This window comes from Sphingomonas sp. BL-S-25 (assembly GCF_055521555.1).
In genome coordinates, this window is record NZ_CM145486.1 from 276439 (window position 1) to 303294 (window position 26856).

General features: G+C 67.1%; 31 protein-coding genes and 1 tRNA gene. 8 read left to right on the top strand and 24 right to left on the bottom strand.

Going from position 1 to position 26856, the window contains the following annotated elements; all coding sequences use genetic code 11:
• Positions 1-4 precede the first annotated feature (4 nt).
• Both ACZ1H8_RS01375 and ACZ1H8_RS01380 read left to right on the top strand, forming a co-directional pair.
• The gene (locus ACZ1H8_RS01375) at positions 5-787 is read left to right on the top strand and encodes an SDR family NAD(P)-dependent oxidoreductase (RefSeq protein WP_465179611.1); all 783 of its coding nucleotides are present in this window, start codon (positions 5-7) and stop codon (positions 785-787) included.
• Positions 788-791: 4 nt separating this feature from the next.
• Entirely contained in the window at positions 792-1838 is a 1047-nt protein-coding gene (locus tag ACZ1H8_RS01380; protein ID WP_465179612.1) for a CaiB/BaiF CoA transferase family protein, read from the top strand.
• Between the two features lie 266 nt (positions 1839-2104).
• Here the strand turns inward: ACZ1H8_RS01380 and ACZ1H8_RS01385 are convergent, their stop codons facing one another.
• The 8 genes from ACZ1H8_RS01385 to ACZ1H8_RS01420 form a co-directional block, all read right to left on the bottom strand.
• Entirely contained in the window at positions 2105-2938 is an 834-nt protein-coding gene (locus tag ACZ1H8_RS01385) for a MipA/OmpV family protein (protein ID WP_465179613.1), read from the bottom strand.
• Between the two features lie 61 nt (positions 2939-2999).
• The gene (locus ACZ1H8_RS01390) at positions 3000-3710 is read right to left on the bottom strand and encodes a formate/nitrite transporter family protein (protein WP_465179614.1); all 711 of its coding nucleotides are present in this window, start codon (positions 3708-3710) and stop codon (positions 3000-3002) included.
• Positions 3711-3827: 117 nt separating this feature from the next.
• Positions 3828-4181: a hypothetical protein gene (locus tag ACZ1H8_RS01395; protein WP_465179615.1), complete on the bottom strand. Its 354-nt coding sequence runs from the start codon at positions 4179-4181 to the stop codon at positions 3828-3830.
• Between the two features lie 97 nt (positions 4182-4278).
• The gene (locus tag ACZ1H8_RS01400) at positions 4279-5178 is read right to left on the bottom strand and encodes a diacylglycerol/lipid kinase family protein (protein ID WP_465179616.1); all 900 of its coding nucleotides are present in this window, start codon (positions 5176-5178) and stop codon (positions 4279-4281) included.
• 75 nt (positions 5179-5253) lie between these two features.
• Positions 5254-5928, bottom strand: a complete 675-nt coding sequence (locus ACZ1H8_RS01405) for a hypothetical protein (protein WP_465179617.1) — start codon at positions 5926-5928, stop codon at positions 5254-5256.
• A 9-nt stretch (positions 5929-5937) separates the two neighbouring features.
• Positions 5938-7830, bottom strand: a complete 1893-nt coding sequence (locus ACZ1H8_RS01410; RefSeq protein ID WP_465179618.1) for an XrtA/PEP-CTERM system amidotransferase — start codon at positions 7828-7830, stop codon at positions 5938-5940.
• A 152-nt stretch (positions 7831-7982) separates the two neighbouring features.
• On the bottom strand, positions 7983-9200 hold the full coding sequence (locus tag ACZ1H8_RS01415; RefSeq protein WP_465179619.1) for a pyridoxal-dependent decarboxylase, exosortase A system-associated: 1218 nt from the start codon (positions 9198-9200) through the stop codon (positions 7983-7985).
• A complete protein-coding gene (locus tag ACZ1H8_RS01420) occupies positions 9197-10717 on the bottom strand; it encodes an acyl-CoA ligase (AMP-forming), exosortase A system-associated (RefSeq protein WP_465179621.1) in 1521 nt (506 codons plus the stop codon). Before ACZ1H8_RS01420 ends, ACZ1H8_RS01415 begins: the two co-directional genes overlap by 4 nt.
• A 73-nt stretch (positions 10718-10790) precedes the next feature.
• Here ACZ1H8_RS01420 and ACZ1H8_RS01425 point away from each other — a divergent pair, with 73 nt between their 5' ends.
• Positions 10791-11063, top strand: a complete 273-nt coding sequence (locus ACZ1H8_RS01425) for an acyl carrier protein (RefSeq protein WP_465179622.1) — start codon at positions 10791-10793, stop codon at positions 11061-11063.
• Positions 11064-11116: 53 nt separating this feature from the next.
• On the opposite strand, the gene trxB is transcribed toward ACZ1H8_RS01425, so the two are convergent.
• Together trxB and ACZ1H8_RS01435 are read right to left on the bottom strand one after the other, a co-directional pair.
• Positions 11117-12088, bottom strand: a complete 972-nt coding sequence (gene trxB / locus ACZ1H8_RS01430; RefSeq protein ID WP_465179623.1) for a thioredoxin-disulfide reductase — start codon at positions 12086-12088, stop codon at positions 11117-11119.
• Positions 12089-12231: 143 nt separating this feature from the next.
• Positions 12232-12366, bottom strand: coding sequence for a hypothetical protein (locus tag ACZ1H8_RS01435; protein WP_465179624.1), 135 nt, complete (start codon positions 12364-12366; stop codon positions 12232-12234).
• A 170-nt stretch (positions 12367-12536) separates the two neighbouring features.
• On the opposite strand from ACZ1H8_RS01435, the gene ACZ1H8_RS01440 reads away from it, so the two are divergent.
• Positions 12537-13112, top strand: coding sequence for a peptidylprolyl isomerase (locus tag ACZ1H8_RS01440; RefSeq protein ID WP_465181313.1), 576 nt, complete (start codon positions 12537-12539; stop codon positions 13110-13112).
• A gap of 16 nt (positions 13113-13128) precedes the next feature.
• Here the strand turns inward: ACZ1H8_RS01440 and ACZ1H8_RS01445 are convergent, their stop codons facing one another.
• From ACZ1H8_RS01445 to ACZ1H8_RS01460, 4 genes are all read right to left on the bottom strand, one after another.
• A complete protein-coding gene (locus tag ACZ1H8_RS01445; RefSeq protein WP_465179625.1) occupies positions 13129-14028 on the bottom strand; it encodes an NAD(P)/FAD-dependent oxidoreductase in 900 nt (299 codons plus the stop codon).
• 186 nt (positions 14029-14214) lie between these two features.
• A tRNA-Met gene (locus ACZ1H8_RS01450) sits at positions 14215-14291 on the bottom strand.
• Between the two features lie 51 nt (positions 14292-14342).
• A complete protein-coding gene (locus ACZ1H8_RS01455; protein WP_465179626.1) occupies positions 14343-14894 on the bottom strand; it encodes a 2'-5' RNA ligase family protein in 552 nt (183 codons plus the stop codon).
• Positions 14891-16813, bottom strand: a complete 1923-nt coding sequence (locus ACZ1H8_RS01460; RefSeq protein WP_465179627.1) for a potassium transporter Kup — start codon at positions 16811-16813, stop codon at positions 14891-14893. Before ACZ1H8_RS01460 ends, ACZ1H8_RS01455 begins: the two co-directional genes overlap by 4 nt.
• Before the next feature lie 211 nt (positions 16814-17024).
• Between ACZ1H8_RS01460 and ACZ1H8_RS01465 the strand changes: the two genes are divergently transcribed.
• Positions 17025-17348: a hypothetical protein gene (locus ACZ1H8_RS01465; RefSeq protein WP_465179629.1), complete on the top strand. Its 324-nt coding sequence runs from the start codon at positions 17025-17027 to the stop codon at positions 17346-17348.
• Here ACZ1H8_RS01465 and ACZ1H8_RS01470 read toward each other — a convergent pair.
• Positions 17335-17826, bottom strand: coding sequence for an Lrp/AsnC family transcriptional regulator (locus ACZ1H8_RS01470; RefSeq protein ID WP_110150970.1), 492 nt, complete (start codon positions 17824-17826; stop codon positions 17335-17337). The two genes, ACZ1H8_RS01465 and ACZ1H8_RS01470, sit on opposite strands and share 14 nt — an antisense overlap.
• A gap of 133 nt (positions 17827-17959) precedes the next feature.
• Here ACZ1H8_RS01470 and ald point away from each other — a divergent pair, with 133 nt between their 5' ends.
• On the top strand, positions 17960-19066 hold the full coding sequence (gene ald, locus ACZ1H8_RS01475; RefSeq protein ID WP_465179630.1) for an alanine dehydrogenase: 1107 nt from the start codon (positions 17960-17962) through the stop codon (positions 19064-19066).
• 127 nt (positions 19067-19193) lie between these two features.
• On the opposite strand, the gene ACZ1H8_RS01480 is transcribed toward ald, so the two are convergent.
• The gene (locus ACZ1H8_RS01480) at positions 19194-19667 is read right to left on the bottom strand and encodes a DUF6985 domain-containing protein (protein WP_465179631.1); all 474 of its coding nucleotides are present in this window, start codon (positions 19665-19667) and stop codon (positions 19194-19196) included.
• Between the two features lie 373 nt (positions 19668-20040).
• Between ACZ1H8_RS01480 and ACZ1H8_RS01485 the strand changes: the two genes are divergently transcribed.
• Entirely contained in the window at positions 20041-20709 is a 669-nt protein-coding gene (locus ACZ1H8_RS01485) for a M50 family metallopeptidase (protein WP_465179632.1), read from the top strand.
• An 11-nt stretch (positions 20710-20720) separates the two neighbouring features.
• Positions 20721-21176 (top strand): hypothetical protein, encoded by a 456-nt coding sequence (locus ACZ1H8_RS01490; RefSeq protein ID WP_465179633.1) that lies wholly within the window; start codon positions 20721-20723, stop codon positions 21174-21176.
• A gap of 21 nt (positions 21177-21197) precedes the next feature.
• Here the strand turns inward: ACZ1H8_RS01490 and ACZ1H8_RS01495 are convergent, their stop codons facing one another.
• The 8 genes from ACZ1H8_RS01495 to ccmC form a co-directional block, all read right to left on the bottom strand.
• Positions 21198-21908, bottom strand: a complete 711-nt coding sequence (locus ACZ1H8_RS01495; protein ID WP_465179634.1) for a hypothetical protein — start codon at positions 21906-21908, stop codon at positions 21198-21200.
• A gap of 92 nt (positions 21909-22000) precedes the next feature.
• Positions 22001-22651: a tetratricopeptide repeat protein gene (locus ACZ1H8_RS01500; RefSeq protein ID WP_110150976.1), complete on the bottom strand. Its 651-nt coding sequence runs from the start codon at positions 22649-22651 to the stop codon at positions 22001-22003.
• On the bottom strand, positions 22648-23079 hold the full coding sequence (locus ACZ1H8_RS01505) for a cytochrome c-type biogenesis protein (RefSeq protein ID WP_465181314.1): 432 nt from the start codon (positions 23077-23079) through the stop codon (positions 22648-22650). Before ACZ1H8_RS01505 ends, ACZ1H8_RS01500 begins: the two co-directional genes overlap by 4 nt.
• Complete coding sequence (locus tag ACZ1H8_RS01510) at positions 23079-23606, bottom strand: redoxin family protein (protein WP_465179635.1); 528 nt, start codon at positions 23604-23606, stop codon at positions 23079-23081. The genes ACZ1H8_RS01505 and ACZ1H8_RS01510 overlap by 1 nt, the downstream gene beginning before the upstream one ends.
• Positions 23603-25555 carry a heme lyase CcmF/NrfE family subunit gene (locus tag ACZ1H8_RS01515; protein WP_465179637.1) on the bottom strand — a complete coding sequence of 651 codons (1953 nt, stop codon included), beginning with the start codon at positions 25553-25555 and terminating at the stop codon, positions 23603-23605. The genes ACZ1H8_RS01510 and ACZ1H8_RS01515 overlap by 4 nt, the downstream gene beginning before the upstream one ends.
• Complete coding sequence (gene ccmE, locus ACZ1H8_RS01520) at positions 25552-25986, bottom strand: cytochrome c maturation protein CcmE (RefSeq protein WP_465181315.1); 435 nt, start codon at positions 25984-25986, stop codon at positions 25552-25554. Before ccmE ends, ACZ1H8_RS01515 begins: the two co-directional genes overlap by 4 nt.
• Entirely contained in the window at positions 25986-26117 is a 132-nt protein-coding gene (locus ACZ1H8_RS01525; RefSeq protein ID WP_465179638.1) for a hypothetical protein, read from the bottom strand. The genes ccmE and ACZ1H8_RS01525 overlap by 1 nt, the downstream gene beginning before the upstream one ends.
• The gene (gene ccmC / locus ACZ1H8_RS01530) at positions 26114-26839 is read right to left on the bottom strand and encodes a heme ABC transporter permease CcmC (protein WP_465179639.1); all 726 of its coding nucleotides are present in this window, start codon (positions 26837-26839) and stop codon (positions 26114-26116) included. The genes ACZ1H8_RS01525 and ccmC overlap by 4 nt, the downstream gene beginning before the upstream one ends.
• Positions 26840-26856 lie beyond the last annotated feature (17 nt).

The window sequence follows — 26856 nt, forward strand, 5'->3', positions numbered from 1 at the left end:
ACACATGAAACTGGACAATACGGTTGCCGCGGTCGTGACCGGCGGCGCATCGGGACTGGGCGCGGCGACCGCGCGGGCGCTGGCCGCGCAGGGCGTGAAGGTCGCGATCTTCGACCTGCAGGAGGAAAAGGGCGAGGCGCTCGCCGCGGAGATCGGCGGCATCTTCTGCTCGGTCAACGTGACGTCGGACGAGAGCGTGGATGCCGGGTTCGCCCGGGCGCGCGAGGCGCATGGCCAGGAACGGGTCCTGGTCAATTGCGCCGGAACCGGCAATGCGATGAAGACCGCCAGCCGATCGAAGGAAGATGGCAGCATCAAGCATTTCTCGCTCGAGGCGTTCAACTGGCTGGTCCAGATCAACCTGGTCGGCACCTTCCGCTGCATCGCCAAGTCGGCGGCGGGGATGCTGACGCTGGATCCGCTGGACGAGGGCGAGCGCGGCGCGATCATCAACACCGCCTCGGTCGCGGCGGAGGATGGGCAGATCGGCCAGGCCGCCTATTCAGCCTCGAAGGCCGGCGTGGTCGGCATGACGCTGCCGATCGCGCGCGACCTGATGGGCGACGGCATCCGGGTGAACACCATCCTGCCGGGCATTTTCGACACGCCGCTGCTCAACGCGGCACCTCAGCCGGTGAAGGATGCGCTGGCGGCGTCGGTCCCCTTCCCCAAAAGGCTGGGCCGACCCGAGGAATATGCGCGGCTGGCTTTGTGCATGATCGAGAACAGCTATTTCAACGGCGAGGATGTCCGGCTGGACGGCGGCATCCGCATGGCGCCGCGCTGACGCCGTGACGGGGCCGCTTTCCGGGCTGCGCATCGTCGAGCTGGCGGCGATCGGCCCTGCCCCCTTTTGCGGGATGATGCTGGCCGATCACGGCGCGGAGGTCGTCTATGTCCACCGCGCCGGCGCAGCGCCCAACCCGCGCGACCCGCTGCTGCGCGGGCGGACGCCGGTCGAGGCCGACCTGAAGACGCCCGAGGGCGTGGCGCGGGTGCGCGCCCTCGTGCGCGAGGCGGACGGGCTGATCGAGGGGTTTCGCCCGGGGGTGATGGAGCGGCTGGGCCTGGGTCCGGACGTCCTGCACACTGACAATCCGCGGCTGGTCTATGGCCGGATGACCGGATGGGGGCAGACCGGTCCGCTGGCGCAGGCCGCGGGGCACGACATCAACTATATCGCGCTATCGGGCACGCTCCACGCGCTGGGCCGCGCGAGCGAGAAGCCGACCCCGCCGATCAACCTGGTCGGCGATTTCGGCGGCGGGGCGATGATGCTGGCGTTCGGGATGCTGGCCGGGCTGTTGCAGGCAAAAGCGACCGGCCAGGGAACGGTGGTCGATTGCGCGATGACCGAAGGGTCGGCCCTGCTGGCCAGCATGATCTGGGGCTTTCGCGAGACCATGGGCTGGCGCGAGGCGCGCGGGACCAATCTGATCGATACGGGATCGCATTTCTACGACACCTATGAGACCGCCGACGGCGGCTATGTGGCGATCGGCGCGATCGAGCCGCAATTCTATGCGCAGCTCCGCGCCGCGACCGGGCTGGCCGAGGATCGGGAGTTCGATGCGCAGTTCAACCCGGCGGCGTGGCCGGCGCTGAAGGCGAAACTGGCGGCGATATTCCGCACCCGGACCCGCGACGAATGGTGCGCGGCGATGGAGGGAACCGACATCTGCTTCGCGCCGGTATTGTCGATGGCGGAGGCGCCGGAGCATCCGCACAATGTGGCGCGAGGGGCGTTCATCGAGCGCGAGGGTGTCGTCCAGCCGGCCCCGGCGCCGCGGTTTTCGGCTGCGACGGTGGGGCCTCCTGTCGCGTCACCCCGGCCGTAGCACATCCTACAGCAGGGTTGGGCGCTGGCGGCTTGCGGACGCACTGGGCATTGGACGGTACTGCCGAGGGTCCGGGATGGAGGATGGGTGGACCCCGGCATTTCAGCCGGGGTGACGGCAGGTTTGTCCCGTGGCTTGCTCCTGGGCGACGGTGTGGGCGGTATCGCTGCCCATGCCCGCCCCCTCCCGATCTGATTGATACGCGAACAGTCCGCGCATCGCCGTTGCTCGCCGGCGCCGACGTGTCGGATGGTTGTCGGGCACCTCTAAAGGCCGAAGCGGAAGCCGTAGCTGATGCCGAGCGTGAACTGCGTCGGCTGACCGCGTTCGCGGATCAGGGGGGAGTCGGCGGCGGGGCCGGCGAGGCGGTCGAGGCTGGTGAACAGGGTGATCGCGCTGCGGCGGTCGAGCGGACGAACGACGGTGCCGCCGACGCCCCAGGAGAGCAGGCCGCCGTCAGGATCATAGCGGTCGAGGCCGGTTCGCGCCGACTGGCCCGCGTCGATGCCGAAATAGGTTCGCATGAAGTCGCTGGTCGCCGCGGTCGCGCGGGGGCCGGCCGAGAGGATCGTGCGGCCGACGCGGGTGCGATAGCTGGCCGAGACATCGGCGAGCGCGCCCTGATGCCCGCCAAAGCCCTGGCGCAATTCGGCCTTGAGGCGAACCTGGCCGCGCGGGCCGAACGCCTTTTCGACAAAGCCGCCGACTTCGCCCGCCGCCTTGACATCGCCCATGCCGAGCAGCGCGTCGCTACCGCCTGTGATGAGGAAGGGCGAGCCGCCATTGCGTTCGTTGCGGCCGAAGCGGAGCTTGACTACCGGGCCGACCCGCCAGCCATCGCCGCGGATGGCGTTCCAGCCGATCCCCTCGGGCACCGAGGCGAACAGGATGTCGCCATAAGCGATGCGCAGGTCGGGGAAGATCGAGAGCGAAACGTCCTTCGATCCCTGCCACGCCGGCGTCAGGACCGGCGCCGCGCCGATCGTGACGCTCCAGCCATCGGGCGCTGAGGCGCGCGTGCGCTCCGGCGGCGGCTCGAGCGGCGGATCCTGCGCATAGGCTGGCACCGCCAGCAGCATCGTCATCGCCGCAACCCGCATCCTGCTCTCCCTTGTCGTCGATCAGTGCCGCGCCGGAAGTTGGATGGCAATCGAAGATGCGTCAGGCGTCCTGCGAGATCGCATCGCGGTGCGCATGGCCGAAGGCGAGCGCGATCAGCGCGCCGCCGATGATGTTGCCGATGGTGCTGAGCGCGAGGTTGCGGGCGATCCCGGCCAGGTCGACCGACGTGCCGTCCGAAGGCTGGAGCAGCCAGCCGATCGGCAGGAGCGACTGGTTGGCGATCGAATGTTCGAACCCCGCCGCCACGAAGACAGTGACCGGCCCGACGATGGCGAGCACCCGCGACGAGATCGACCGCGCGCCCATCGCGCCCCACACCGCGAGGCACACGAGCATGTTGGCGAGGATGCCCGAAGCGATCATTGCGGTAACGCCCTTGTCGACCTTGGTCGCGGCGACATCGACCGCCGCCTGGGCGACGAGACCATCGACCGCATCCCCGCCGCCAGCCGCCACGAACAGCCCGGCGATCGCGACGCTGCCGATCAGGTTTCCGACCCAGACCAGCGACCAGGCACCGAGCATCCGGGCAACGCCGAGCCTGCCCTGCCGAACCGCCAGGACGAACAGCGTGTTGCCGGTGAATAATTCAGCGCCGGTGACCGGGGTCAGGATCAGTCCGACGGAAAAGGCAGCACCGGTAAGGAGCTGGACGGGTCCGTCGGGTTCGGCGGCACCTGCCTGGACCACCAGGAAGGCGACCGAGCCGAAGGCGATGAATGCGCCGGCGAGCAGCGCGAGGACGAGCATCGACGACCAGGGCGTCAGCGCCTTTTCGATCAGCGCGTCGGGCGCGGCCGCGGTTATCTCGTCGCCAATGGGGTCTTTAGCGGGTGCGGCGATGGGTGCCTCCTGCGCTCGGGTCTGTCAGCGGGCGGGCTTGCACTTGCCCTGTGCGACCAGCCTGGCGCGATACTGGCGTCCGGTCTGCTCGCGCCAGGCATCGGCAGCGGCCCGCCCCTCGCCCCTCAGCCGCCTTGAATATTCCGCCTCCATCGCGCGGCGTTCGGGGCCGGGTCCGGAGTCGGCAAGGCATCGGCTGGAAACCGACCGCGACCGCGTCTCGCCCCGCGCAATGTCGCCCGACAGCTTGTTCGCGGTCACGCCGGTGGCCGTCTGACCCATCGGCGTCGTATCGACCGGCGCATATTGGGCGGAAGCCGGCGCGCTGTAGAGCAGCAGGGTCAGGCCGGCGGACGCCAGCAGGAACAGGGGTTTCATGGATGATCCTCTCGTCGCGCCGGATGAGCCCATCGTCGGGGTTGCAGAGGGACAACGGCCCCGAACGCCCAGGGTTCAATCGGGCCGATCGCACGGATCAGACTGAGTCTGCCGGGACCGCGACCTGGACGGCGCCCGGGGCGACCCTTGCCCGGATCGGCGTCTGCGCGAGCACCTCGCCGTCGATCGAGACGCGTTGTCTCGGCCGGGTCTTCAGGGTGAAGTCGCTGCCGCGGAATTCGCGGGTGCGCGCGTCGCGGTCGCGCAGGCGGAAGAACTTGGCATACCAGTCGAGCCCGAGCTTCACGCGACTGGTCCCGGTAACGACCTGGACCAGCAACTCGCCGCTGTCGATCGCAGCGTCATCGGACAGCTCGACGCCGCCATGATGCGAGCCATTGAGGATGCGAACCTCGGTCGCCCAGAGCTTTTCGCTTTCCCCGTCACATTCGAGGATCAAGCGGAACGGGCGGAAATTGGCCGAGCTCTTGACCGCCCAGAGCAGATAGCCCGCCCTGCCCAGCCAGCGCTTCAGTCCCGCGGGGATCGTGTCGCCGATGATCGGGGAGAGGCCGAGCGAGGCGCCGTTCACGAAATAATCGTGATCGATCATGCCGAGATCGACGCGGCGGCGCACGCCGTTGGCGATCGCGTCGATCGCACCGTCGAGTTCGAGCGGGAGGCCGAGCGTGCGGGCGAAGCTGTTTGCGGTGCCCAGCGGCAGCACGCCGAACACGCAGTCGGTCCCGACCAGCGCATCGACCGTGCTGGCAAGCGATCCGTCGCCGCCGCCGACGATGACCATCGGCGCGCCGCTGCGCACGGCATCGCGCACCGTATCCTCCATCCGGTCCGGATCCTCGACCGGATGCGCGGCAAGCAGGGTGATGCCCGCCCGTTTCAGTTTCCCCTCGGCATCGGCGAACAGCGCCTCGCCCTTGCGCGAATGCGCGTTGACGACAAGGACGGCTTCGCGCGGGAGCGGATCGGCTGACATGCCCCCATAACTCGCCACGGGGTCAGTGGCTCCGCGGTCGTTTCGGATTCGTTTCGGCGGTGCCGTGCGCGACGATCAATCGCCGTCCGAATCGGGCTGGACGCGGCGGAAGCGCATGCTGCCCTCGTTCCGCTGAAGCGTTATCGCGTCGCCCTCGATCACGCCCTCGACGCCGGTGAAGTCGGCGACGCCGAAGTCGTTCGGGGTCAGGAGGAAGACGGCAGTAGTGCCGGGCTTCGGGTCGAGCGGGAGGCGCGCAGACTGCAGGCGGTAGGAGCGCATGGCGAAGGTAACGAAGCGGGGCGTGCGCCGCTCCTCGTCGGGCACGGTCCAGGGACCGCCCGGCGTATAGGTGTCGAGCGGATCGCCGCTGTCGAACTCGACGAGCATGTCGACGCCCGGCAGGTCCCTGCCCGTCGGGCTGACGACGCGGATCGCGAAGGGGTTGCCGGGATTGGCGTCGATCCGCGACGGGGTGACCGTCGGCGCAACGGGTCGGGGGTCGCTGGTCAGGCGGAGGCGGTTGCCTTCGACTTCCCAGCGGCCGCTGGCGCGCTCGTCGAGCGAGCCCACGGTCAGCGCATATTCGAAGCTGCCATCGGGTTTCAGCCGCAGGCCCGCGATCAGTTCGCGCTGCGAATGAACATAGTCACCGGCGACGGAGGCTGGTGCTGCGGCCGGGGGCGGCGCCTCCTGGGCGTGGGCGGCGAGCGGCAGCAGGGCGATCAGCGGGGCGAAGACTCGTCTCATTCCTGTCCTTCATCCAAACAGCCGGGTGAGGCTGCGTTCGAGCATCAGCAGCTGCCACAGGGTCCGGCCATGATCGGCCCGCCCGGACCGGTGATCGGCCGCCAGTGTGGCAATGGCTGACAGGTCGAACCAGCCGGTGCCCTCCAGAACGCGCGAGCGGCCCAGCCGTGCCGCCTCGTCCGCCAGCGCGGTGCGAAACCAGGCAGCGACAGGGGTGACGAACCCCATTTTGGGCCGGTAGAGCGTCTCGCGCGGCAGCCAGGGCTCCAGCGCCTTTCTCATCAGCCACTTGCCCTGCCCGCCGCGGATGCGCAGCGACGGCGGCAGCGTGGCGGCGAACTGGACGAGGCGGTGGTCGAGCAGCGGCTCTCGCGCCTCGAGGCTGACCGCCATGCTGGTGCGGTCGACCTTGGTCAGGATGTCGCCGGGCAGATAATGTTTGATGTCGGCATATTGCGCACGGTCGAGCCCGTCGCGGGCCGGCGCGGTGCGCATCGTGTCGGTGTAGCGCTGCTCGGCATTATGGCCCGCCAGCGCCTTGACCGCGCCGGGGCTGTAGAGGCGCTGGCGCAGCTCTGGGCCGGTGACGCCGACCGCCTTGGGATAGGCGTACTCGCCCCCCTCGGCCAGTGCGAGCAGGGTGGTCTTCGCGCGGAAGGGGCGCGGCGCCCAGTCGGCCTTCGGATAATGGCGACCGAGCGTGCCGAAGATGCCGGCGCGCAGCCGTTCGGGGAGCAGACCGCGCATCCGCTCCTCGGCGGCAAAGAAGCGGAAGCGCCGATCGCCGGCGAAGGTTTCGTCGGCACCATCGCCCGACAGTGCCACCGTCATCGACTCGCGCGCGAGCTCGCATATCCGGTAGGTGGCGAGCGCGGATGCGTCGGCAAAGGGTTCGTCAAAGGCACCGACAAGCGTGTCGATCAGCGCGAAATCATCGGCCGCGACCGTGCGGCTGCGATGCTGGGTGGCGAAGCGTTCGGCGATGGCGCGGGCGTGCGCGGTCTCGTCATGATCGGCCACGTCGAAGCCGATCGTCGCAGTCTTGACCGCGGTGCGGCTGGCCTCCGCCATCAGCGCGACGACCGCCGAGCTGTCGACCCCGCCCGACAGGAAGGCGCCCAGCGGCACGTCGGCGATCATGCGCGAGCGCACCGCCTCGCGCAGGCGATCGACCAGTTCGGCCTCCAGGTCCCTGGGCTTGCCGGTCGCGCGCTGGGAGAAGTCGATGTCCCACCATTGCACCGGGCGGGGCATGGGCTTGCCGCGCTCGATCAGCAGGAAGTGGCCGGCGGGAAGCTTGGACACGCCGGCGAGGATCGAGGTGTCGTCGGGGACATAGCCGAGCCCCAGATAATCCTCGACCGCGCGGACATCGGCAGTGCGGCGGAAGGACGGATGGGCGAGCAGGCCCTTCAGCTCAGAGGCGAAGGCGACCGCGCCATCGGACAGCTGCGCATAATGGAGCGGCTTCACCCCGAACCGGTCGCGGGCGAGGAACAGGCTGCGCGCCGCGCCATCGTAGAGGGCGAAGGCGAACATGCCGTTCAGCCGCCCGAGCAGGTCCGGTCCCCAGGCGCGCCAGCCATGGAGCAGGACCTCGGTATCGCTGTTGGTCAGGAACTGCGCGCCGAGCGCCTGCAATTCGACCCGCACCTCCTGGAAATTATAGATCTCGCCATCGTAGCTGACGACGATCCCGCCATCCTGGCTGGCCATCGGCTGGGCACCGCCGCCCAGGTCGATGATCGAGAGGCGGCGATGGCCGAGGCCCACGCCGGGGCCGGTCCAAACACCCGACCCGTCGGGGCCGCGATGGACCATCGCGTCCGCCATCTGTGCGATGCGCGCCGGGTCCACCGGCTTGGGCGTTTTCGGGTAGAAAAGGCCCGCGATCCCGCACATCCGTGCGCTCTCCTCATGCGATCAGGATTGATGGCGCCCCGCGCGCCGCGCCCCGAATATCGGCAGAAGCTCCGGCGCGCTACCTCGCCGCGCGGCGAAAATCGCACCGGTCGGCGTGCGCCGGTCCCTGCCGAGCGGTGCGGCCTTGCCGCTCACTCGGCGTTGATCAGCAGCTCGTGCGCGGGCGGATGGCCGAGAAAGGCCGAGGGGCTGGCGGTCGGGCCATAGGCACCCGAGGCGAAGATCGCGATGACGTCGCCGGTCTCGGCATGTGGGAGCTGGGCCTTGTCCGCCAGGCGGTCGAGCGGGGTGCAGAGCGGTCCGACCACGGTCGCGACATCGTCGGCGGGTGCGTCCATCCGGTTCGCCACCGCGACCGGATAGTTGCGGCGAACGACCGTGCCGAAATTGCCCGAGGCAGCGAGATGATGGTTGAGGCCGCCGTCGACGACCAGGAAGGTTTCGCCGCCGCTTTGCTTGCGATCGATGACACGCGTCAGATAGACCCCTGCCTCGCCCACCAGCCAGCGGCCGAGTTCGATCGCGAAGCGGCTGTCGGCCAGGACCGGATTGCGCCGGTCGATCTGCTCGCCCAGCTCCTGCCCGATCGTCTCGACATCGACCGGCGTGTCACCCACGAAATAGGGAATGCCGAAGCCGCCACCCAGATTGACGAGCGGCGGGGCAACTCCCACGGTCTCTGCCAAGCGGGCGGCCAGCGCGAGGGTCTGCGCCTGGGTTTCGGCGATGGCGGCGGTGTCGAGCGATTGCGAACCGGCGAAGATGTGGAAGCCGCGCCAGTCGGCGCCTGCGGCAATCAGGCGGCGAACGAGCGGCGGAACGCGTTCCGCGTCGATCCCGAAAGGCGAGGCGCGCCCGCCCATCCGCATGCCCGATCCGCGCAGCTCGAAATCGGGATTGACCCGCACGGCGAGCCGGGGCCGGACCGCGAGACGATCGGCGATCGCGAGCGCCCTCGCCGCCTCGCCTTCGGATTCGAGGTTAAGCGTGACCCCGGCGCGGATGGCAGCTTCCAGCTCGTCATCACGCTTTCCCGGGCCTGCGAAGCTGATGCGGTCCGGCGCCATGACGACACGTGCGCGGCCGAGTTCTCCCACCGAGGCGATGTCGAACCCGTCGACCAGGGGTGCCATCGCCGCCAGCAGTTCGGGCAGCGGGTTGGCCTTGATCGCATAATGGAGATCCACCCCGCCCGGCAGCGCGGTGCGCAGCCGCGCGATGCGCGCCGTCACGATCGCAAAGTCATAAACGAACAGCGGGGTGCCCCCTGCCCGGTCGATCCATGCGTCGACCGGCAACGGGCGCGCAAATTCGGGAGGAATCGGCCCGCTGGGCTTGGCGGTGGTCATGATCCGTGTCCCCGGCCGATCTCGGCCCTCAATGCGCTGCGGTCCAGCTTGCCATTGGCATTGCGCGGCAGCGCATCGCGCCAGTCATAGTGCGCCGGCTGCATGAAGCTGGGAAGATCGCGGCGCAACCGATCGCGCAGCGCCGTTTCGGTCGCTGCGGCATCAGCATTGGCGGCGCGGGCGACGACCAGGATCGCCTGGCCCAGCCGGTCGTCGGCGATACCGAAGGCAGCCGCCTCGGACACTTCGCCGCCGGACAGAACCGCTTCCTCGATCTCGGTCGGGCTGATGCGATTGCCCGCCGACTTGATCATCTCGTCATCGCGGCCGACGAAGCGCAGCAGCCCGTCGGCGGAGGCGACGACGGTGTCGCCCGACCACACCGCCATTCCGCTGTTCTCGGCAAAGTCCGGCGCCGGGCGAAAGCGGTGCGCGGTGCGCTCCGGATCCTGCCAATAGCCCTGCGCGACCAGCGGCCCGGCATGGACCAGCTCTCCCGGTTCGTCCGGCGCGGCCCGGCTGCCATCGGGACGGACGACCATGATCTCGGCAAAGGGGATCGCTCGCCCGATCGAGTCGGGATGGGCATCGACCAGATCGGGATCGAGATAGGTCGAGCGGAACGCCTCGGTCAGGCCGTACATCGGGCAAAGGCGTGCCTGTGAAAAACGGTCGCGAAGGGCCCGTACCAACCGCGGCGTCAGCGCGCCGCCCGAATTGGTCAGGCGGCGCAGGCGGCTCGCGGTGTCGCCCCAGTCCGTTTCGAGCAGTTGCACCCAGAGCGGCGGCACCCCGGCGAGCGTCGTCGCCTCGAACCGGTCGACCGCCTTCACCACGTCGCGCGCGGTCAGATAATCGAGCGGGATCACCCGCCCGCCCGCATGCCAGGTCGAGAGCAGCTGGTTCTGGCCATAGTCGAAGCTGAGCGGCAGGACGGCGAGGACGCGATCTTCGGGCGCGATCCGAAGATAATGGGCCACGCTGACGGCGCCTAGCCATAGATTGGCGTGGCTGAGCATCACCCCCTTGGGACGGCCGGTCGATCCCGAGGTGTACAGGATTGCCGCCAGATCGCCGGGATCGGCTGACGACGGCGCGAGCGCCTCGTCCGACTGCGCCGCGGCCTCCTCATGAACCTGGGTCGCTGCGGGAACGTCGCCGGGCTCGAGCGACGCGATCCGCCCGGCCTGGGTGAGCAGCAACCGTGCGCCGGAATCGGCGAGGATGTGCGCGACCTGATGGCGCTTGAGCACCGGGTTGATCGGCACATGCACCAGTCCGGCGCGGGGCGCGGCCAGCGGCATCAGGCAGGCGGTGCGGGTCTTGGGGAGCCAGCTGGCGACGCGGTCGCCGGGTTGCAGCCCCTGCGCGCTCAGCCAATGCGCCAGCTGGCCGACCTGCGTCTCAAGCTCGGCAAAGCTCAGCGTGCCCGCCCGATCCTGAAGCGCGATCGAAGCGGGATCGCCGCGCAGCGGGAGCCTGTCGATCGGCCGGGGCGTTGCATCGGGGGACGTCATGCGCGCGACCATAGTCTTGGCATCCCCGCCGCCAACCCTTAACGGGGGCAAAAAACGCATCAGGGGGTAGACCGTGCAACCCGACGGGATCGCAGAAGTCGAGAATACCGTGCGCGCCGTATTGCGCGACGTACTGGGGATCAGCGCCGAGCGCGTCGCCGCGTTCACCGAGGCGACGCCGCTGTTCGGCGCGCTGCCCGAACTGGATTCGATGGCGGTCGCCGGCGTGCTGACGGAGCTGGAGGATCGCCTCGGCATCCTGATCGAGGATGACGAGGTCGATGGCGAGATGCTGGAAAGCTTCGGATCGCTCACCCGCTTCGCAGCGGCCAAGGCCCTGAAGTAAGATAAACCGAAAGCGGGGGTGCCGCGGCCTTTGCCGCAGCCCCCCTCGCGTCCTTACTCGGCGGCCTGGGCGACCTGTTCGAAATCGACCTCGGCCAGGAAGCGCTCGGCGTCCAGCGCGGCCATGCAGCCAGTGCCGGCGGCGGTCACCGCCTGGCGATAGACCTTGTCCATCACGTCGCCGCAGGCGAACACGCCGGGGATATTGGTGCGGGTGCTGCCCGGCTCGACCTTGATATAGTGATCCTCGTCGAGCTCGACATGGCCGCGGAACAGTTCCGTGGCCGGATGGTGGCCGATCGCGACGAAGCCGCCCTCGACATCGACGCTGGACAGTTCGCCGGTGACCGTGTCCTTCAGCTCGATCGAGACCAGGCCGTGCGGATCGCCCTCCCCCACGAAGCGCGAGACTTCCTTGTTCCACAGGACCTTGATCCGCTCATTGGCGAACAGCCGCTCCTGCAGGATCTTCTCGGCGCGCAGGCTGTCGCGGCGGTGGATCAGCGTGACGTCGTGGCTGTGGTTGGTCAGGTACAAGGCCTCCTCGACCGCGGTGTTGCCGCCGCCGATGACCGCGACCTTCTTGCCGCGATAGAAGAAGCCGTCGCAGGTGGCGCAGGCGCTGACGCCCTTGCCCTTCAGGCTTTCCTCGCTGTCCATGCCCAGCCACTTGGCCTGGGCGCCGGTGGCGATCACCAGCACGTCCCCCAGATACACGGTACCACCGTCGCCGATCAGGCGGAACGGCCGCTGGCTGAGATCGACCTCGACGATCGTGTCCCACATCATCTGCGCGCCGACATGTTCGGCCTGGGCCTGCATCTCCTCCATCAGCCACGGACCCTGGATGACCTCGCGGAATCCGGGATAATTCTCGACATCGGTGGTGGTGGTCAGCTGGCCGCCCGGCTGGATGCCCTGGACGACGATCGGCGCGAGCCCGGCGCGCGCGCCATAGATGGCGGCGGAAAGGCCGGCGGGGCCCGAACCGAGGATCAGCATGCGCGTGGAATGGGTGGCGGTCATCGAGTCTTCCGAAAGTTCATGTGCCGCCATCTAGGGTGTGGGCGGCTTCGGAAGCAACATGGGTTCGGGCGACGCCGCAGCAAAGCCGCACGCGGCGTCGAAAAGTTGTGGTGGAACCAAGCCGGGCTTGGGGGCTCATGGGGTCAGAGCACCACCCAGGCAAGCGCACCCCAAAAAGCGACCGAAATACCCAGTGCAATCATCAGCCCACCGCCCGGAGGCATCCGGTCTTCGTCCAGATCGACGAATTTCCGTGGCGTGGTCGTCCAGGTTCTCATTGCGCCTCTCTCCTAAAACAGCAGCCTTTTGTTGTTTGCCTGGCCAATAGATATAAGAAACAACTTACGATTTCGTTCCCGTAATCGTCCGTTACGGATCGATAGGGGGATCTGGCGCCGTTCGGGGCGTCCGATGGGAGGATGACGTGATGCGATGGCTATTGTGGGTGATGATGGCGATGGCCTACGCACTACCCGCTTCTGCGCAGTCAAGCGCGACACCCAAGCAGGCAACCGTGAAGGTGGCAGTGGACACCAGCGAAGGACGCTTCGTGCTGGAACTGGAGCGCGAGAAGGCGCCGATCACCGTAGGAAATTTCCTGCGCTATGTGGACCAGAAGCGGCTCGACGGGACGGTCTTCTATCGTACTGTGCGGGTCGCGCCGAATTTCGGCTTCGTGCAGTTCGGCGTGCAGAACGCACCCAAGCGGGTGCTGCCACCGATCAAGCATGAGCCGACGACGCAGACGGGCATCAAGCATCTCGACGGGACGATCTCGACCGCGCGGCTGGCACCGGGCAGCGCGCGCGGCGATTTCACGATCATGCTGGGCGACCAGCCGTCGATGGATGCCGACCCGACCAAGCCGGGCGACAATCTGGGCTATGCCGCGTTCGGCCGGGTGATCGAGGGGATGGACGTGATCCGCAAGATCAACGAGGCGCCGACAGCGCCGGGCGGCACCTTCAAGGGCGAGATGCTGGCCAAGCCGGTGCGTATCGTGTCGGCGCGCCGCCTGCCCTGACGGCGCCGACCGGAGCTCAGCCAAACACCAGCGCGCGGTGCGCGGCGGTGCCTGCGGTAACGCCGTCGGCGACCGCCCAGCTCACGCTGTGCGGCGCGCGGGCAATGTCGCCCGCGGCATGGACGCCGGGCACGCTGGTCAGCTTGTCGCCATCGGTGACGATCAACTCGCCCGCCGGCCCGTCCTCGATCGCACAACCCAGGCTGCGCGCAATCGGGCTGGCGAGTGTCGATTGCGGGGCGACGTAGAGCGCCTCCAGCGGGTGGCGGCTGCCATCGGCGAGTTCGACCGACTCGAGCGCACTGTTCGGGCCGTGCAGCGCGCGGATCGGATCGGGCACGACCCGCACGCCGCGCGCCGCAAGCTTTGCCGCGCTTTCGTCGTCGAGCGGGCCGGCGCCGTTCAGATAGAGGGTGACGGGGCCCCAGTCTGCGACCAGCAGCGCCTGATGGATCGACATCGGCACGCGGTAGAGCACGCCGAGTTCACGATCGGCGAATTCATAGCCGTGGCAATAGGGGCAATGGATGACGCTCTTGCCCCAGCGCTCCCGCAAGCCGGGCAATTCGGGAAGCGTGTCGCTAAGGCCGAAGGCGAGGATCAGGCGCCGGGCCGACACGGTCCGGTCGGTCCCGGCCAGGCGCACCACGAAGCCCTCACCCTCCCGCACCGCATCCGCCGCCTCGCCTTCGACGAAGGACGCGGTCGGGTAGGCGGCAAGCTGCGCCCGCGCATCGCGGAGGATCCGGGCGGGATCGCTGCCGTCATGTCCCAGGAAGCCGTGCGAGGCATCGGCGAAGCGATTCCGCGGCCGACCGCTGTCGATGACGGCCACCCGCCGCCGCGCGCGGGCAAGATAGGTTGCGGCCGCAAGGCCCGCAAAGCTGCCGCCGATGATCGCCACATCCTGTTCCATCCGAGTTTCCTCTCGATCCATCATTTCATGTATCTTTATATGTTTCATGAAAGGGCAACGTCAACCAGGCGTGGAGCGAACGGGTCGGATGGGCAGCGCAGCGACCTGCCGCTTGCAGACCTCGATACGAGAGAAACGGACAGGAAAAACCCCCGGAAAACCGAAGTCTTCCGGGGGTTTTTGAACTGGTAGCGAGGGAGGGACTTGAACCCCCGACACGCGGATTATGATTCCGCTGCTCTAACCAACTGAGCTACCCCGCCTCACGAGATCGCCTGAGCGAGGGCGCCTCATAGTCAGGGCGCCGGGGCGGGTCAAGCGAACATGTGACGCGAATGCGCCTCCCACGGACCGCCGCGATAATGCCAGCTGGCAAGCCCGGCGATCTCCGCTTCGCGCGGCACGAAATCGCGCGACAGCGCCTTGAGGACGACACCCGCGAGCGAGGGCGACACCTTGTTCTGGACGGTGACGTGCGGGCGCCAGCGGCCGGCATCCTGGGGCATCAGCATGCCGGCAAAGGCATCGACCAGCCGCGCGCGAATCGCCGACAGCTCGGGCGCCTCGATCCGGTAGGCGACGCCGCGGCCGAGCGACATCAGCCCGGTGACCTTCGCCCGCGGCGCGCGGATGCCGCGGGTCTCCTCGCTCAGCCGATGCTTGAGCTCGTCCGCGACCGAGGGCGGCAGATGATGGAACAGCGTCAAATGCGCACCGACGACCAGCCGCTCGGGCGGGAAATGCTCGCGGCGCAGCGCATCGAACCAGGCCTGGTCCTGGCGCCCGAACAGCGCGGTGACGATCAGCGGCGCAGGCCGGCCTCCTGCCCCGCCCGCCGCCGAACCGATCGCGTCCGGATCGCTCAAATCTCGACCTGGCTGCCCAGCTCGACCACGCGGTTGGTCGGCAAACGGAAGAACTCCATCGCGCTTTCGGCGTTGCGCAGCATCCAGGCGAACAGCTTTTCGCGCCAGATCATCATGCCCGGCCGCGCCGAGGGCAGCAGCGTCTGGCGCGCCAGGAAGAAGCTGGTTTCCATCATCTTGAACTCGGCACCGCAGCTATCGACCTGCTTCAGCGCCGCGGGCACGTCCGCCTCCTGCATGAAGCCGAACTTCAGCACCATGCGGTGGAAGCCCTTGCCCAGATCCTCGAGATAGGTGCGGTTCTCGTCCGGGACATAGGGCGAGTCGGCGATCTTCACGGTCAGCAGGATCACCCGCTCGTGCAGCACCTTGTTGTGCTTGAGATTGTGGAGCAGCGCATGCGGCACGCCGTCCGGCGTCGAGGTCATGAAGACCGCGGTGCCGGGCACGCGGGTGGCGGAATTGGCGGCGCTTTCGATGAAGATGCTGATAGGCATCGCGCTTTCGCGCAGCCGCTGCATCATCAGCATCCGCCCCTTGGACCAGGTGGTCAGCAGGGTGAAGATCAGGAAGCCGACCAGCAGCGGGAACCAGCCACCATCGGGCACCTTGGTGAGGTTTGCCGCGAAATAGGCCAGGTCGACGATGAAGAAGAGCGCCAGCAGCGGGATCGCATAGCGTTTGCGCCAGCCCCACAAGGTGAACAGCAGCACCGCCAGCAGGCAGTTGTCGATCAGCATCGCCCCGGTGACCGCGATGCCATAGGCCGCGGTCAGGTTTGACGAGGTCTGGAAGCTGAGCACCAGCAGGATGACCATCACCATCAGCGCCCAGTTGACGAGCGGGATGTAGATCTGACCCGCGGTCGAGGCACTGGTATGTTCGATGCGCAGTCGCGGCATGAAGCCGAGCTGGATCGCCTGCTGCGTCACCGAGAAGGCGCCCGAGATCACCGCCTGCGACGCGATGATCGCGGCGAGCGTGGCGACGCCGACCAGCGGAAGCTGAAGCGCCTCGGGCGCGAGATTGTAGAAGGGGCTGTTGATGGCGCCCTGATCGCGCATCAGCAGCGCGCCCTGCCCCATATAGTTGCACATCAGTGCGGGCAGCACGAACCACAGCCACGAGACGCGGATCGGGTTGCGCCCGAAATGCCCCATATCGGCGTAGAGCGCCTCGGCACCCGTCACCGCCAGAACCACCGAACCCAGCGCGAGGAACGCCTGAGCAGGGTTATGGATGAAAAACTGGACTGCGTACCAGGGATTGAGCGCCCACAGGATGTCGGGCGTCTGAATGAAGCTGAGGATGCCCAGCGTCGCGATCGAGGCGAAGTAGATCAGCATGATCGGACCGAAGAACATGCCGACCCGCGCGGTGCCCGTGCTCTGGATCGAGAAGAGGCCGACCATGATCGCGACGGCGATCGGCACGATCAGGCCGCTGAAACCCGGGGCAGCGATCGCCAGACCCTCGACCGCGGACAGGACGGACACCGCCGGGGTGATCATCGAGTCGCCATAGAAGAGCGCGGTCGCGAACACGCCCAGCAGGACAATGCCCGCGGTCCACTTCTTCTGCCCGCTCTTCTTGTTGATCAGCGCGAGCAGCGCCAGGCTGCCCCCCTCGCCCTTGTTGTCGGCGCGCATGATGATGGTGACGTATTTCAGCGTCACCACCGCCATCATCGACCAGAACATCAGGCTGATGACGCCCATGATGTGCGGTGCGTCGAGCGCCATCTTGTGATGGCCGTCGAACGTCTCACGAAAGGCGTAGAGCGGGCTGGTGCCGATATCGCCGAAGACGATGCCGATCGCCCCCACGGCGAGCTTGATGAGCCCGTCGTGCGAGTGATCATGCGCCGGAAGATGCTCTTCCTGGCCCGCGGGGGTTTCAGCGATGTGTGGGGTGCTCACGGGCGGAACTGACTGGCCGGTGAGAAGGGAACGGAGATGGCCATACGACCGGGGTTCTCGCCTTCTGCAAAGTGGCGCGCCGTTAGCACGTGCAACATGCACCCGCAACGGCGTTTCGGATGCGGAACCGCCGGATGATCCGCCGGTTCCACTTCCTTCAGCGCCGGCCCAAGATATGTGGTGCGGGCGCGCCAGTCGCAAGGGAATGGGCGTGAGCGAACTCGACAATGAAAGCTGGCTGCTGGAGGCCGGTCATGCGGTGATCATCCGCAAGACCGAACAGGGAGACTCGGCGCTGACGCCGGTCGAGCGGCTGATCTATTGCCTGTGGGCGGCCGATTACGGGATGCGCAACGCTGGAGACCTGCAGGCGGCGGCCGATGTCTATCCGCGGTTCAGGGAGGATGGACGGGACGAAGCGAGCGACCTGGACCTGCCGGAGTCGCTGGCGCTGTTCTCGCTCGACACCGCCGAGCTGGAGCGGACCTATTTCGACCGGTTCGACCGAGTCGTCGATGAACTCAGGACCGCGTGACTCCGTTCGCCGAGCCAGGTCCGAACAGGGCATCGGCCTCGCTGCGGGTCGGCACCGATCGCAGCACGAAGCTGGAATTGATCGTCACCACGCCGGGCAGCCGCCCGAGATGTTCGCGGTGCAGCCGCTCGTAATCGTCGAGATCGCGCGCGAGTATCTTCAGCCGATAGTCCTGCCCGCCCGAAACCAGCGCGCATTCGACGATGCCATCGATCGCCGAGACCGCGCGTTCGAAGGCGGCAAGGTCCTCCTCCTTCTGCGTGCCCAGCGTGATGTCGACCAGCGCCGTGACGCGAAACCCGAGCTCACGATGCCCAAGGCGTGCGCCATATCCCTGGATATGCCCCGACGCCTCCAGCGCCTGGATCCGGCGGGTACAGGCGGACTGTGACAGGCCGACATCGGCGGCGATCCCGCTGACCGGCGCGCGCGCGTCCGCGGCGAGCAGCTTGAGAATCGATGTGAAGATGCGATCCATTGCATGAATTCCCGGTCAGGTCGCCGGACATAGCAGTTCCATGCGCCAAGGCCAAATTCGACGCACAAGTTTGCAGGGATTCGCGTCGTAACTCGCGATACTATCCGTCATCGATTGTTTCAGGAGAGCTGCAATGCGTGTCGGTGTCCCCAAGGAAATCAAGAACCATGAATATCGCGTCGGCCTGACCCCCGCGTCGGTCGCCGAGCTGGTCGCCGCAGGTCATGAGGTGATCGTCGAGGCGAGCGCCGGCATGGGCATCGATTTCGACGACGAAGCCTATACCAAGGTCGGCGCGACGATCGCGCCCGACGCGAAGAGCGTGTTCGCCCAGTCCGAGATGATCGTGAAGGTCAAGGAGCCGCAGCCGCAGGAAATCGCGATGCTGGAGCCGCGCCACCTGCTGTTCACCTATCTCCACCTCGCCGCCGACAAGCCGCAGGCCGAGGGGCTGATGAAGTCGGGCGCGACCTGCATCGCCTATGAGACGGTCACGTCCAACTCGGGCGCGCTGCCGCTGCTGAAGCCGATGTCGGAAGTTGCCGGCCGCATGTCGATCCAGGTCGGCGCGCATTACCTCGAAAAGGAGCAGGGCGGTCGTGGCGAGTTGCTGGGCGGCGTTCCCGGCGTCGCGCCGTGCAAGGTCGCGATCCTGGGCGGCGGCGTCTCCGGCATCAATGCCGCGCAGATGGCGGTCGGCCAGCGTGCCGATGTCACCATCTATGACATCAACAATGAGCGGCTGGCCGAACTGGACATGCATTTCGGCAGCCAGATCAAGACCGCTTATGCCAGCAAGGCGGCGATCGCCGAGGCGATCAGCCGGTCGCAGCTGATCATCGGCGCGGTCCTGGTCCCCGGCGCCGCAGCGCCGAAGCTGGTCACGCGCGACATGCTGAAGACGATGATGCGCGGATCGGTGCTGGTCGACATCGCGATCGACCAGGGCGGCTGCTTCGAGACCAGCCATGCGACCACGCATGACGATCCGGTCTACGAGATCGACGGCGTGATCCATTACTGCGTCGCCAACATGCCGGGCGCGGTCGCCCGCACCTCGGCCATCGCGCTGAACAACGCGACGCTGCCGTTCGTGCTGAAGCTGGCCAACAAGGGTGCCGAGGCGGCGATGCAGTCCGACCGCCACCTGGCGAACGGCCTGAACGTGTCGGAAGGCAAGATCCGCCACGCCGCAGTCGCCGAAGCGCTGAACCTGCCGTTCGAGGCTTGGGGCGAGTAAGCGCACCGCCCGATCTGGACGAGAAGCCCCGGGCCGAGAGGTCCGGGGCTTTTCTTTGCCAATCAGCCCGTCGGAGCAATTCGATGAGGAACCAAGAATTCCAACAGCCAACTGTCGATCCGTCCTTCTAAAGCACGATGTCCTGGGTGCCGACTTCAGCCAAGTCTTCGCACACAAACTTCACTCCCAGGCCTAGACTTTGCTCCCATGTGCAATCGAACAGAAGTCCGACAATGCGTTCGGCCGGATCGATAAACGGCTCTTGAATAATGACTTCAGTTGGCGTGATCAGCCGGACCAGATCTTCCGCCCGCGATATTTCTGGCGCCCACAGATCCGCGAATTGCGGACCGAAGCGCGAACGGAGATCTGGTAGAGCCTCCAGATAATACTCAAAAATCGCACCTTCCGCCCTGCGGCACATTACGGCCTGATGCCGCTGAAATCCGATGAATGCCTCGCGCTGGACGAGGCTGATTTCTTCGTCTTCATCGCACGCAATGATCATCGTTGTCGTGACGAGGCTCCCAAACAGAGGCCATGTGCACTGTCCTCGCCAGCCGAAATCATACTCGATGTCGCCGAACAGCGGATCCCTCATACTTAACCCTTCCATGCAATCCTTGCGGCTAACCGCAACTGAAGGCAGACGAGCCAACGGGGGCCGCGACCATCATGACCAAGCCGTAAACTCAGAAATCGATCAGAAGATTTCTGCCTAGTGGCCAAGTGCACGTCCACTCACTATTCCAATCCTCATCCGGAAGATGCTCAAAGACGTCTGTAACCAAGGACCCGATGGGCGATTACATCTCCCGACGTTACGGCCCTCAGCGGGCAACGCTAATCTGCTTAGCTGCCCTGTAGTCAGACTGGCAGTAGGGCTGATAGAAGGTCAGCCGACCACCATCCCGAACGGAGTGCCGATGTCGAGTATCCTAGCCGAGCGAGCCCATATGCAGCGCGTTCGGCTGATGACGGCGATTGCGGTCGTGTCGATCATCCTGTGGCAGACGACGATCGGCAGCTTGGTCCTTTATCCGTTCACGATCCTGGCGACCTGGTTTCACGAGATGGGCCATGGCATCGCGGCGATGCTGGTCGGCTGGCATTTCGAACGGCTGCTGATCTATCCCGACGGGTCAGGGGTCGCCCAGTCCTACGGACCGGTCCACGCCTCCGCGCTGCCGGATGCGCTGGTTGCGGCCAGCGGCCCCCTGGGGCCCGCGATCGCCGGAGCGCTGCTGATCATCGCCTCGCGCACCCCCAAGGCGACGCATGCCGCGCTGGCGATCATGGGCGGGGCGCTGATCCTGTCGACGCTGATCTGGGTGCGGACGATGACCGGCTGGCTGATCCTGCCGGCACTGGGCATCGCCATCTTGCTGCTCGCCTGGCGCGGCACGGAAGAACAGAAGCGCTTCGGCATCCAGTTGCTGGGCGTCGAGGCCTGTATCAGCGTGTGGCACCAGTTCGGCTATCTGTTCACGCCCGGCGGAGTCATCGACGGCCAGCTGCACCGATCGGATACCGGTGCGATCGCCGATGCGCTGTTGCTCCCCTACTGGTTCTGGGGCGCGGCCATCAGCGTGGTGATCCTGCTGCTGTTGTGGCGGAGCTTTGCTATCGCGTTTCGACGGTGATGGAGCAGAGCATGACCAAAGTCTCGCTGGGCTTGATCGCCGTCATCTTGTCGTTGGCACTTCTCGCCCTTCTCGGAACCCCAATGGTTCTGCAAGGTGCGCGGGCTGAGACCGTCCGTGAAGTGATCGAGGCACCGGACGACACCGCATTTGGCCGGCTGGTCACGCGCGACGCCGCTTTCTGGCCGATGTTCGACGTTCGCGACAGGCCGAGCCGCGAGGGGATACATGAGCTGATCGGCAACTGCCGGGCCGGGCGCTTTGCAGCCGGTATCAACATGATCGCGGTCGCGTTCGACTGTCCCGGGCAGGAACGGGATCTTGTCGTCGATTTCCAGTTTCGCGGCGATCGGGTCAGCGAGATACGGAATATCGAACGCGGGCGCCTGGTCCTGTCGCCGGTGCTGGCAGAACTCCGGATCTTCGCTTGCCAGCACCTTCGCGGCACTAGTTCGGACTCCTGTTAGGTCCGGCCTTCCCGGCCACCGTCAGCGCGCGGGCGCCGATGCCGGGCAGCGGAAGGGAAACTGGATCTTGTAGGTCCTGGGTCGCTGCTCGCATTCGATGCGTGACTCGAACCTGGCCGGCACCTGAATGGCCGGAGCGGCCGGAAGCGCTGCGAATTCGGGCAGAAGCGCCTCGCGGATCGGTTTCCAGCGCACATCATAGACTTCGTTCGAGTAATTGTCGTCGAACAGGCTGACGGTATCGAGGTCGACGGCCTTGATATATTCGATCACGAAATCGCCGCCGTCGGTCAGCGCGCCTTCCCGCACCTCGAGCGTCGGCGACCCGCTGGCATAGGCGCCTGTCGGCAAGGGACGACCGTAGAACATGCAGGTCGTGCCAATGTCCGGTATCATCGGGCAGGCGACCGTATAGGCGAACAACCGATAGCGGCCCGCCGGGATACGGTAGTAGCGCGGCTTCACGTCGATCATGTTGCTGCCGGCCAGCGGCACGCCGGCGCCGCGTTCGAACCGCAAGACCTGTGGTCCATCCGCCCCGTCGGGATTGACGCGGACCAGGTAGAGATAGGCAGTATCGACGAACTGACGCTGCGACCGCAGCGACAGGCGCAGGATGCCCTCGCCGGGCTTCAGCGCCTTCACGCTCTTGGCCACTTTGGGTTCGGTGACCTGCGCCCGCGCGCTCAAAGCGCCGAGCGACAGCAGCAGGACGATGAGGACGCGCACCACGACCATATTTCCCTCCCCCGATCGGGGCGCGGGTCCGTGCCCGGCTCCCCCTGGCGATGACAACCTATCGCGAGGCGCTTGTCACGCGGCAATTATGGCCGGGGCGGCTGGCTCGCCTGTTCGGTCTGGCGCGCAATGATCTGGTCGAGCTGGCGCAATTGTGCCTCGATGACGGGGCGGTAGCTGGCGTCCGCAGGCGTGCGCTCCAGCGCGAGTGCGAGCCATTTGCGGCATTCGGCGAGATCGCCCGACCGGAAATAAGCCATGGCGAGGAAATAGGCGCCGCCGCCATGCTGCGGGGTCAGGGCGATAGAGCGATCGAAGGCGAAGCGGGCCGCAGGGGAGACGCCGCGATCATGTTCGGACAGGGCGATGCCGAGGCCGGTCCAGGCGGCGGGATCGCGCGGTCCCTGTTTCACCGCGCCTTCCATCACGATCACCGCACGGCGCGCGTCGCCGATGCGCAGCAGCGCCTCGGCCGGCTTGAACGCATACCAGGAGGCGTTGAAGCGGCCATACATCGCGTCGCGCATCTCGATCATCAGCGGGTCGAGTTCGCCATTCTTCTTAGCCGTCGCGGCATTGTAGCCGGGGACGCCGGGGCTGCCCTGCCACGCATAGCCGGTGGCACCCAGCGTCAGCGCGGTCGCGGCGACCATCCACATCTTGCGCGGGAAGCCGATCGCCCAGAGCAGGCCGCCGGTCAGCGCCGCGAGCAGCGCCAGCATGATCCAGCCGCTCATGACTCATGCCCCTCCGTGCTATCGGCCGCTCCGCGCGAAAAGCTGCGCCGCGCGATCAGGATGCCGATCAGCAGCAGCGCGATCGGGGTCAGCCACAAGGGCACGGTCAGCCAGCTCATCGGCGGGTCATAGGTGACATAGTCGCCATAGCGATCGACCAGCCATTGCCGGACCTGGCCGGGGCTCTCGCCCGCCTGGATACGCTGGCGCACCAGCGCGCGCATGTCGCCCGCCATCTGGGCGTCGCTGTCGGCGATCGACTGGCCCTGGCAGACGAGGCAGCGCAGCGTGTCCATCAGCGCCTTGGCCTGAGCCTCCTGCGCCGGGTTCTTGAGCTGGGTATAGGACAGCTCAGTCGCCGGAATGTCGCCCTCGGCAAGTGCGGGGGCGGCCAGGAGCAGCGCGCCGAGCAGGGCAAGCGCGCGCATCATTTCGCGCGCTCCAGCGCGTCGATCAGCTTGGGCACGTCGTCGGCGCTGACATAGCCGACATGCTGCATCACCACCCTGCCCTTGCCATCGATCACGAAGGTCTCGGGCACGCCGGCCGATCCGAAGGCGAACTGGACCTTGCGGTGACGATCGTCGCCGATCGCGGCGAAGGGATCGCCGTTGCGGGTCAGGAAGCCGAGCATCGCTTCCGACGTGTCGGCGGTGGCGATGCCGACAATCTCGACCCCGCGCTGCTTCAGCGCCATCAGCTGCGGCGCCTCGGCGATGCATGGGCTGCACCAGCTGGCGAAGATGTTGACCAGGCGCGGCTTGCCGTCGGCGAAATCCTTGCTGAGCACGCCGGGCTTGTTCGGCATCAGCGCGGGAAGGTCGAACACCGGCGCGGGCTGGCCGATCAGTGCCGACTTGACGGTGCGGTCGGCAGGCGAGAGCAGCCCGCTCGCGACGAGGCCGAAGACGATCGCGAACAGCAGCAGCGGAGACCAGATCAGCAGCCGCCTCATCGCAGTTCCTCCTCGGGCGCGTGGCGACGCTCCCGCCGGACGCGGCCGATCAGCGCAAGCAAGCCGCCGAACGCGATCAGGCCGCCACCGAACCAGATGAAGGTCACCCAGGGCTTCCACCACAGGCGAAGCTGCCAGCGGGCATCGGGGCCATTGCCCTCGCCCGCGCCGAGCACGGTATAGAGCTGGCCGTCGGTGACGGTCTTGATCGCCGCCTCGCTGGTGGTGGTCACCGGCTGGCTGAAATAACGCTGCTGCGGACTGAGCTGGAACGGCTTGCCCTCGCCGCGCCGCGCGATCAGTACCGCCTCCATCGCCGACCAATTGTCGCCGATGACCGGGCGGATCTCGTGCAGCTTTATTTCGAACGGACCGACCGAGGTCACCTCCCCGACGCGGAGTGCGGCGAGGCGTTCCTGCTTGAAGGCGCTGTCGCTGGCCATGCCGGCGATGCTGACGGCGACCCCGAGATGGGCGATCACCATGCCCCAGATGTGCAGCGGGGTGCGGCGCAGGTTGCGGCGCCACAGCGGCACAATGCTGGCAACGCCGAGCGCGGCGGCGCTGACCAGGCCGAGCAGCGGGAAGATATGGATGCCGGGTAGCAGGAGCATCATCATCAGCACGATCGTGACCGCCGCTGCCGCGGGCAGCAGCATCTTGCGGCCGAGCTCGCTCCATCGGTCGCGGCGCCATTTGAGCATCGGGCCGGCCATGGTGACGACCATCAGCGCGATCATCACCGGGATCGCCGCCTTGTTGAAGAAGGGCGGGCCGATCGACAGCTGCTGCCCCATGGCGTCTGCGACCAGCGGATAGAGCGTGCCGATGAAGACGATGCCGAGGATGACGGTGAGCAGCAGGTTGTTGATGACCAGCGCGCCTTCGCGGCTGACGAATTCGAAGGTCGAACCCTGCTTCACCGTGCCGACACGCGCGCCGAACAAGGCGAGCGCGCCGCCGATATAGAGGCCGAGCAGTGCGAGGATGAAGGTGCCGCGGGTCGGATCGACCGCGAAGGCATGGACCGAGACGAGGATGCCCGAGCGCACCAGGAAGGTGCCGAGCATCGACATCGAGAAGGCGACGACCGCGAGCATCAGCGTCCAGGCGCGCAGCCCGTCTCGGGTGGCGAGCACGGTAACCGAGTGGAGCAGCGCGGTCGCGGCGAGCCAAGGCATCAGCGAGGCGTTCTCGACCGGATCCCAGAACCACCAGCCGCCCCAGCCAAGCTCATAATAGGCCCAGTAGCTGCCAGCGGCGATGCCGATGGTGAGGAAGATCCAGGCGCCGAGCACCCAGGGCCGCATCGCGCGGGCGAAGGCGGGGCCGACATCGCGCATCACCAGCGCACCGACTGCGAAGCTGAACGCGACCGAGAGGCCGACATAGCCGAGATAGAGCGTGGGTGGATGGAAGGCGAGCCCGGGATCCTGGAGCAGCGGGTTGAGCCCCTGCCCGTCCGGTGCCGGCGGGTTCAGCCGCAGGAAGGGGTTCGAGGCAAAGGCAAGAAAGGCGTAGAAGCCGAGCGCGATCGCCGCCTGCGCGCCGAGCGTCGCCGCCAGCGTCCTGGCCGCCAGCCGCCGCTCGAACAGCGCGACCCCGGCGCCGGCCACCGCCAGGATCGTGACCCATAGCAGCATCGACCCTTCGTGATTCCCCCAGGCGCCGGCGATCTTGTAGAGCATCGGCTTGGCCGAATGGCTGTTGGTCGCGACCAGCAGCACCGACATGTCGGAGTTCACGAACAGCAGGATCAGGATGAAAAAGGCGAGCGCCGCCAGCACGCCCTGAGCGATGGCGATGCGGCGGGTCGCGCGGACCAGATCGCCGGGATCGGTCACACCGTCGCGCGCGGGCGCGCGGCAGGCGCCCCAGGCCAGCATCAGCTGAACCAGCGCCAGCGCCGCCGCGATCCACAGCGCGGCGAGGCCACCTTCCGCCATCATCGCTCGACGCTCTCGGACTTGTGCATCTTGCCCTCCATCTGGGGGGGCATGTAGCGCTCGTCATGCTTGGCGAGGAGATTGTCGGCGACGAAGCTGCGGTCGGGCTGGAACCTGCCCTCGGCAACCACGCCCGATCCCTCGCGGAAAAGGTCCGGCGTCACGCCGCGGAAGGCGACCGGCACGGTCGACTTGCCGTCCTCGACGACGAAGCGGATCGAGACGCCGTCGGCCCCGCGCACGACCGATCCCTTCTGGACCATGCCGCCGAGGCGCACCGCCCGGTCGAGCGGCACCGACTGTCCGGCGATATCGCCGGGGGCGTAGAAGAATGCCGCCTCGTCCTTCAGCGCGGACAGAGCGAGCGCGCTGGCGCCGCCGATCGCGGCAAGCGCGGCAAGGCCCAGGACGAGCCGCTGATGCTTGGGTTTCATCATTTGCGTTTCAGGGCGTCGGCGGCGCGTTCGGCGCGGCGCATCGCGACATAGCTGGCCACCGCCATCACGAACGATCCGACGCCGGTGATCGCGTAGGCCGCGGTCACGAAGGTCCAGTGGTCCATCATTGCGCGGCCATCCGCTTCATCCGCGCCTCGACCTTCTGGGCCGCGAGCGCCGCGCGCATCCGCATCAGCACGACCCCGCCGAAAAACAGGCTGAAGCCGGCCAGCGTAAACCAGAGCGGCCACAGCATCGAGGCGTCGATGCTGGTGCTGGTGATACCGATGCTCTGGCCCTGATGCAGCGTGTTCCACCACACCACCGAATAGCGGATGACCGGCAGCAGCACCGACCCGGCCACACCGAACAGCGCCGGCACCCGGCCGTCGCCGCCGCGATCGGCATCGGCCTTCGCCAGCGCGATATAGGCGAGATAGACGAAGAGCAGCAGCAGCATCGAGGTAAGTCGGCCGTCCCATTCCCACCAGGTGCCCCAGGCAGGGCGACCCCAGATCGAACCCGTCGCCAGACAGATTGCGGCGAACAGCGCACCGACCGGCGCCATCGCGCGCGCGGCGAGGTTCGCGAGCGGATGACGCCAGACGAGATAGCAGAGCGACGCGATCGCGACGCCGCTCCATCCGCCCATTCCCAGCCAGGCAGCGGGAACGTGGATGTAGAGGATCCGCACCGTCTCGCCCTGGAGATAATCGGGCGGCGTCACGCGCAGTCCAGCCCAGGCGCCGAAGCCCGCCAGCATGACGCCCAGCCAGAACAGGATGGGCGTCAGCGGGCGCGCGATCTTCAGGAAGCGCGCGGGATTGGCGAGGGCATGAAGCACGGGCACGCGCGGGGGATAGCCGG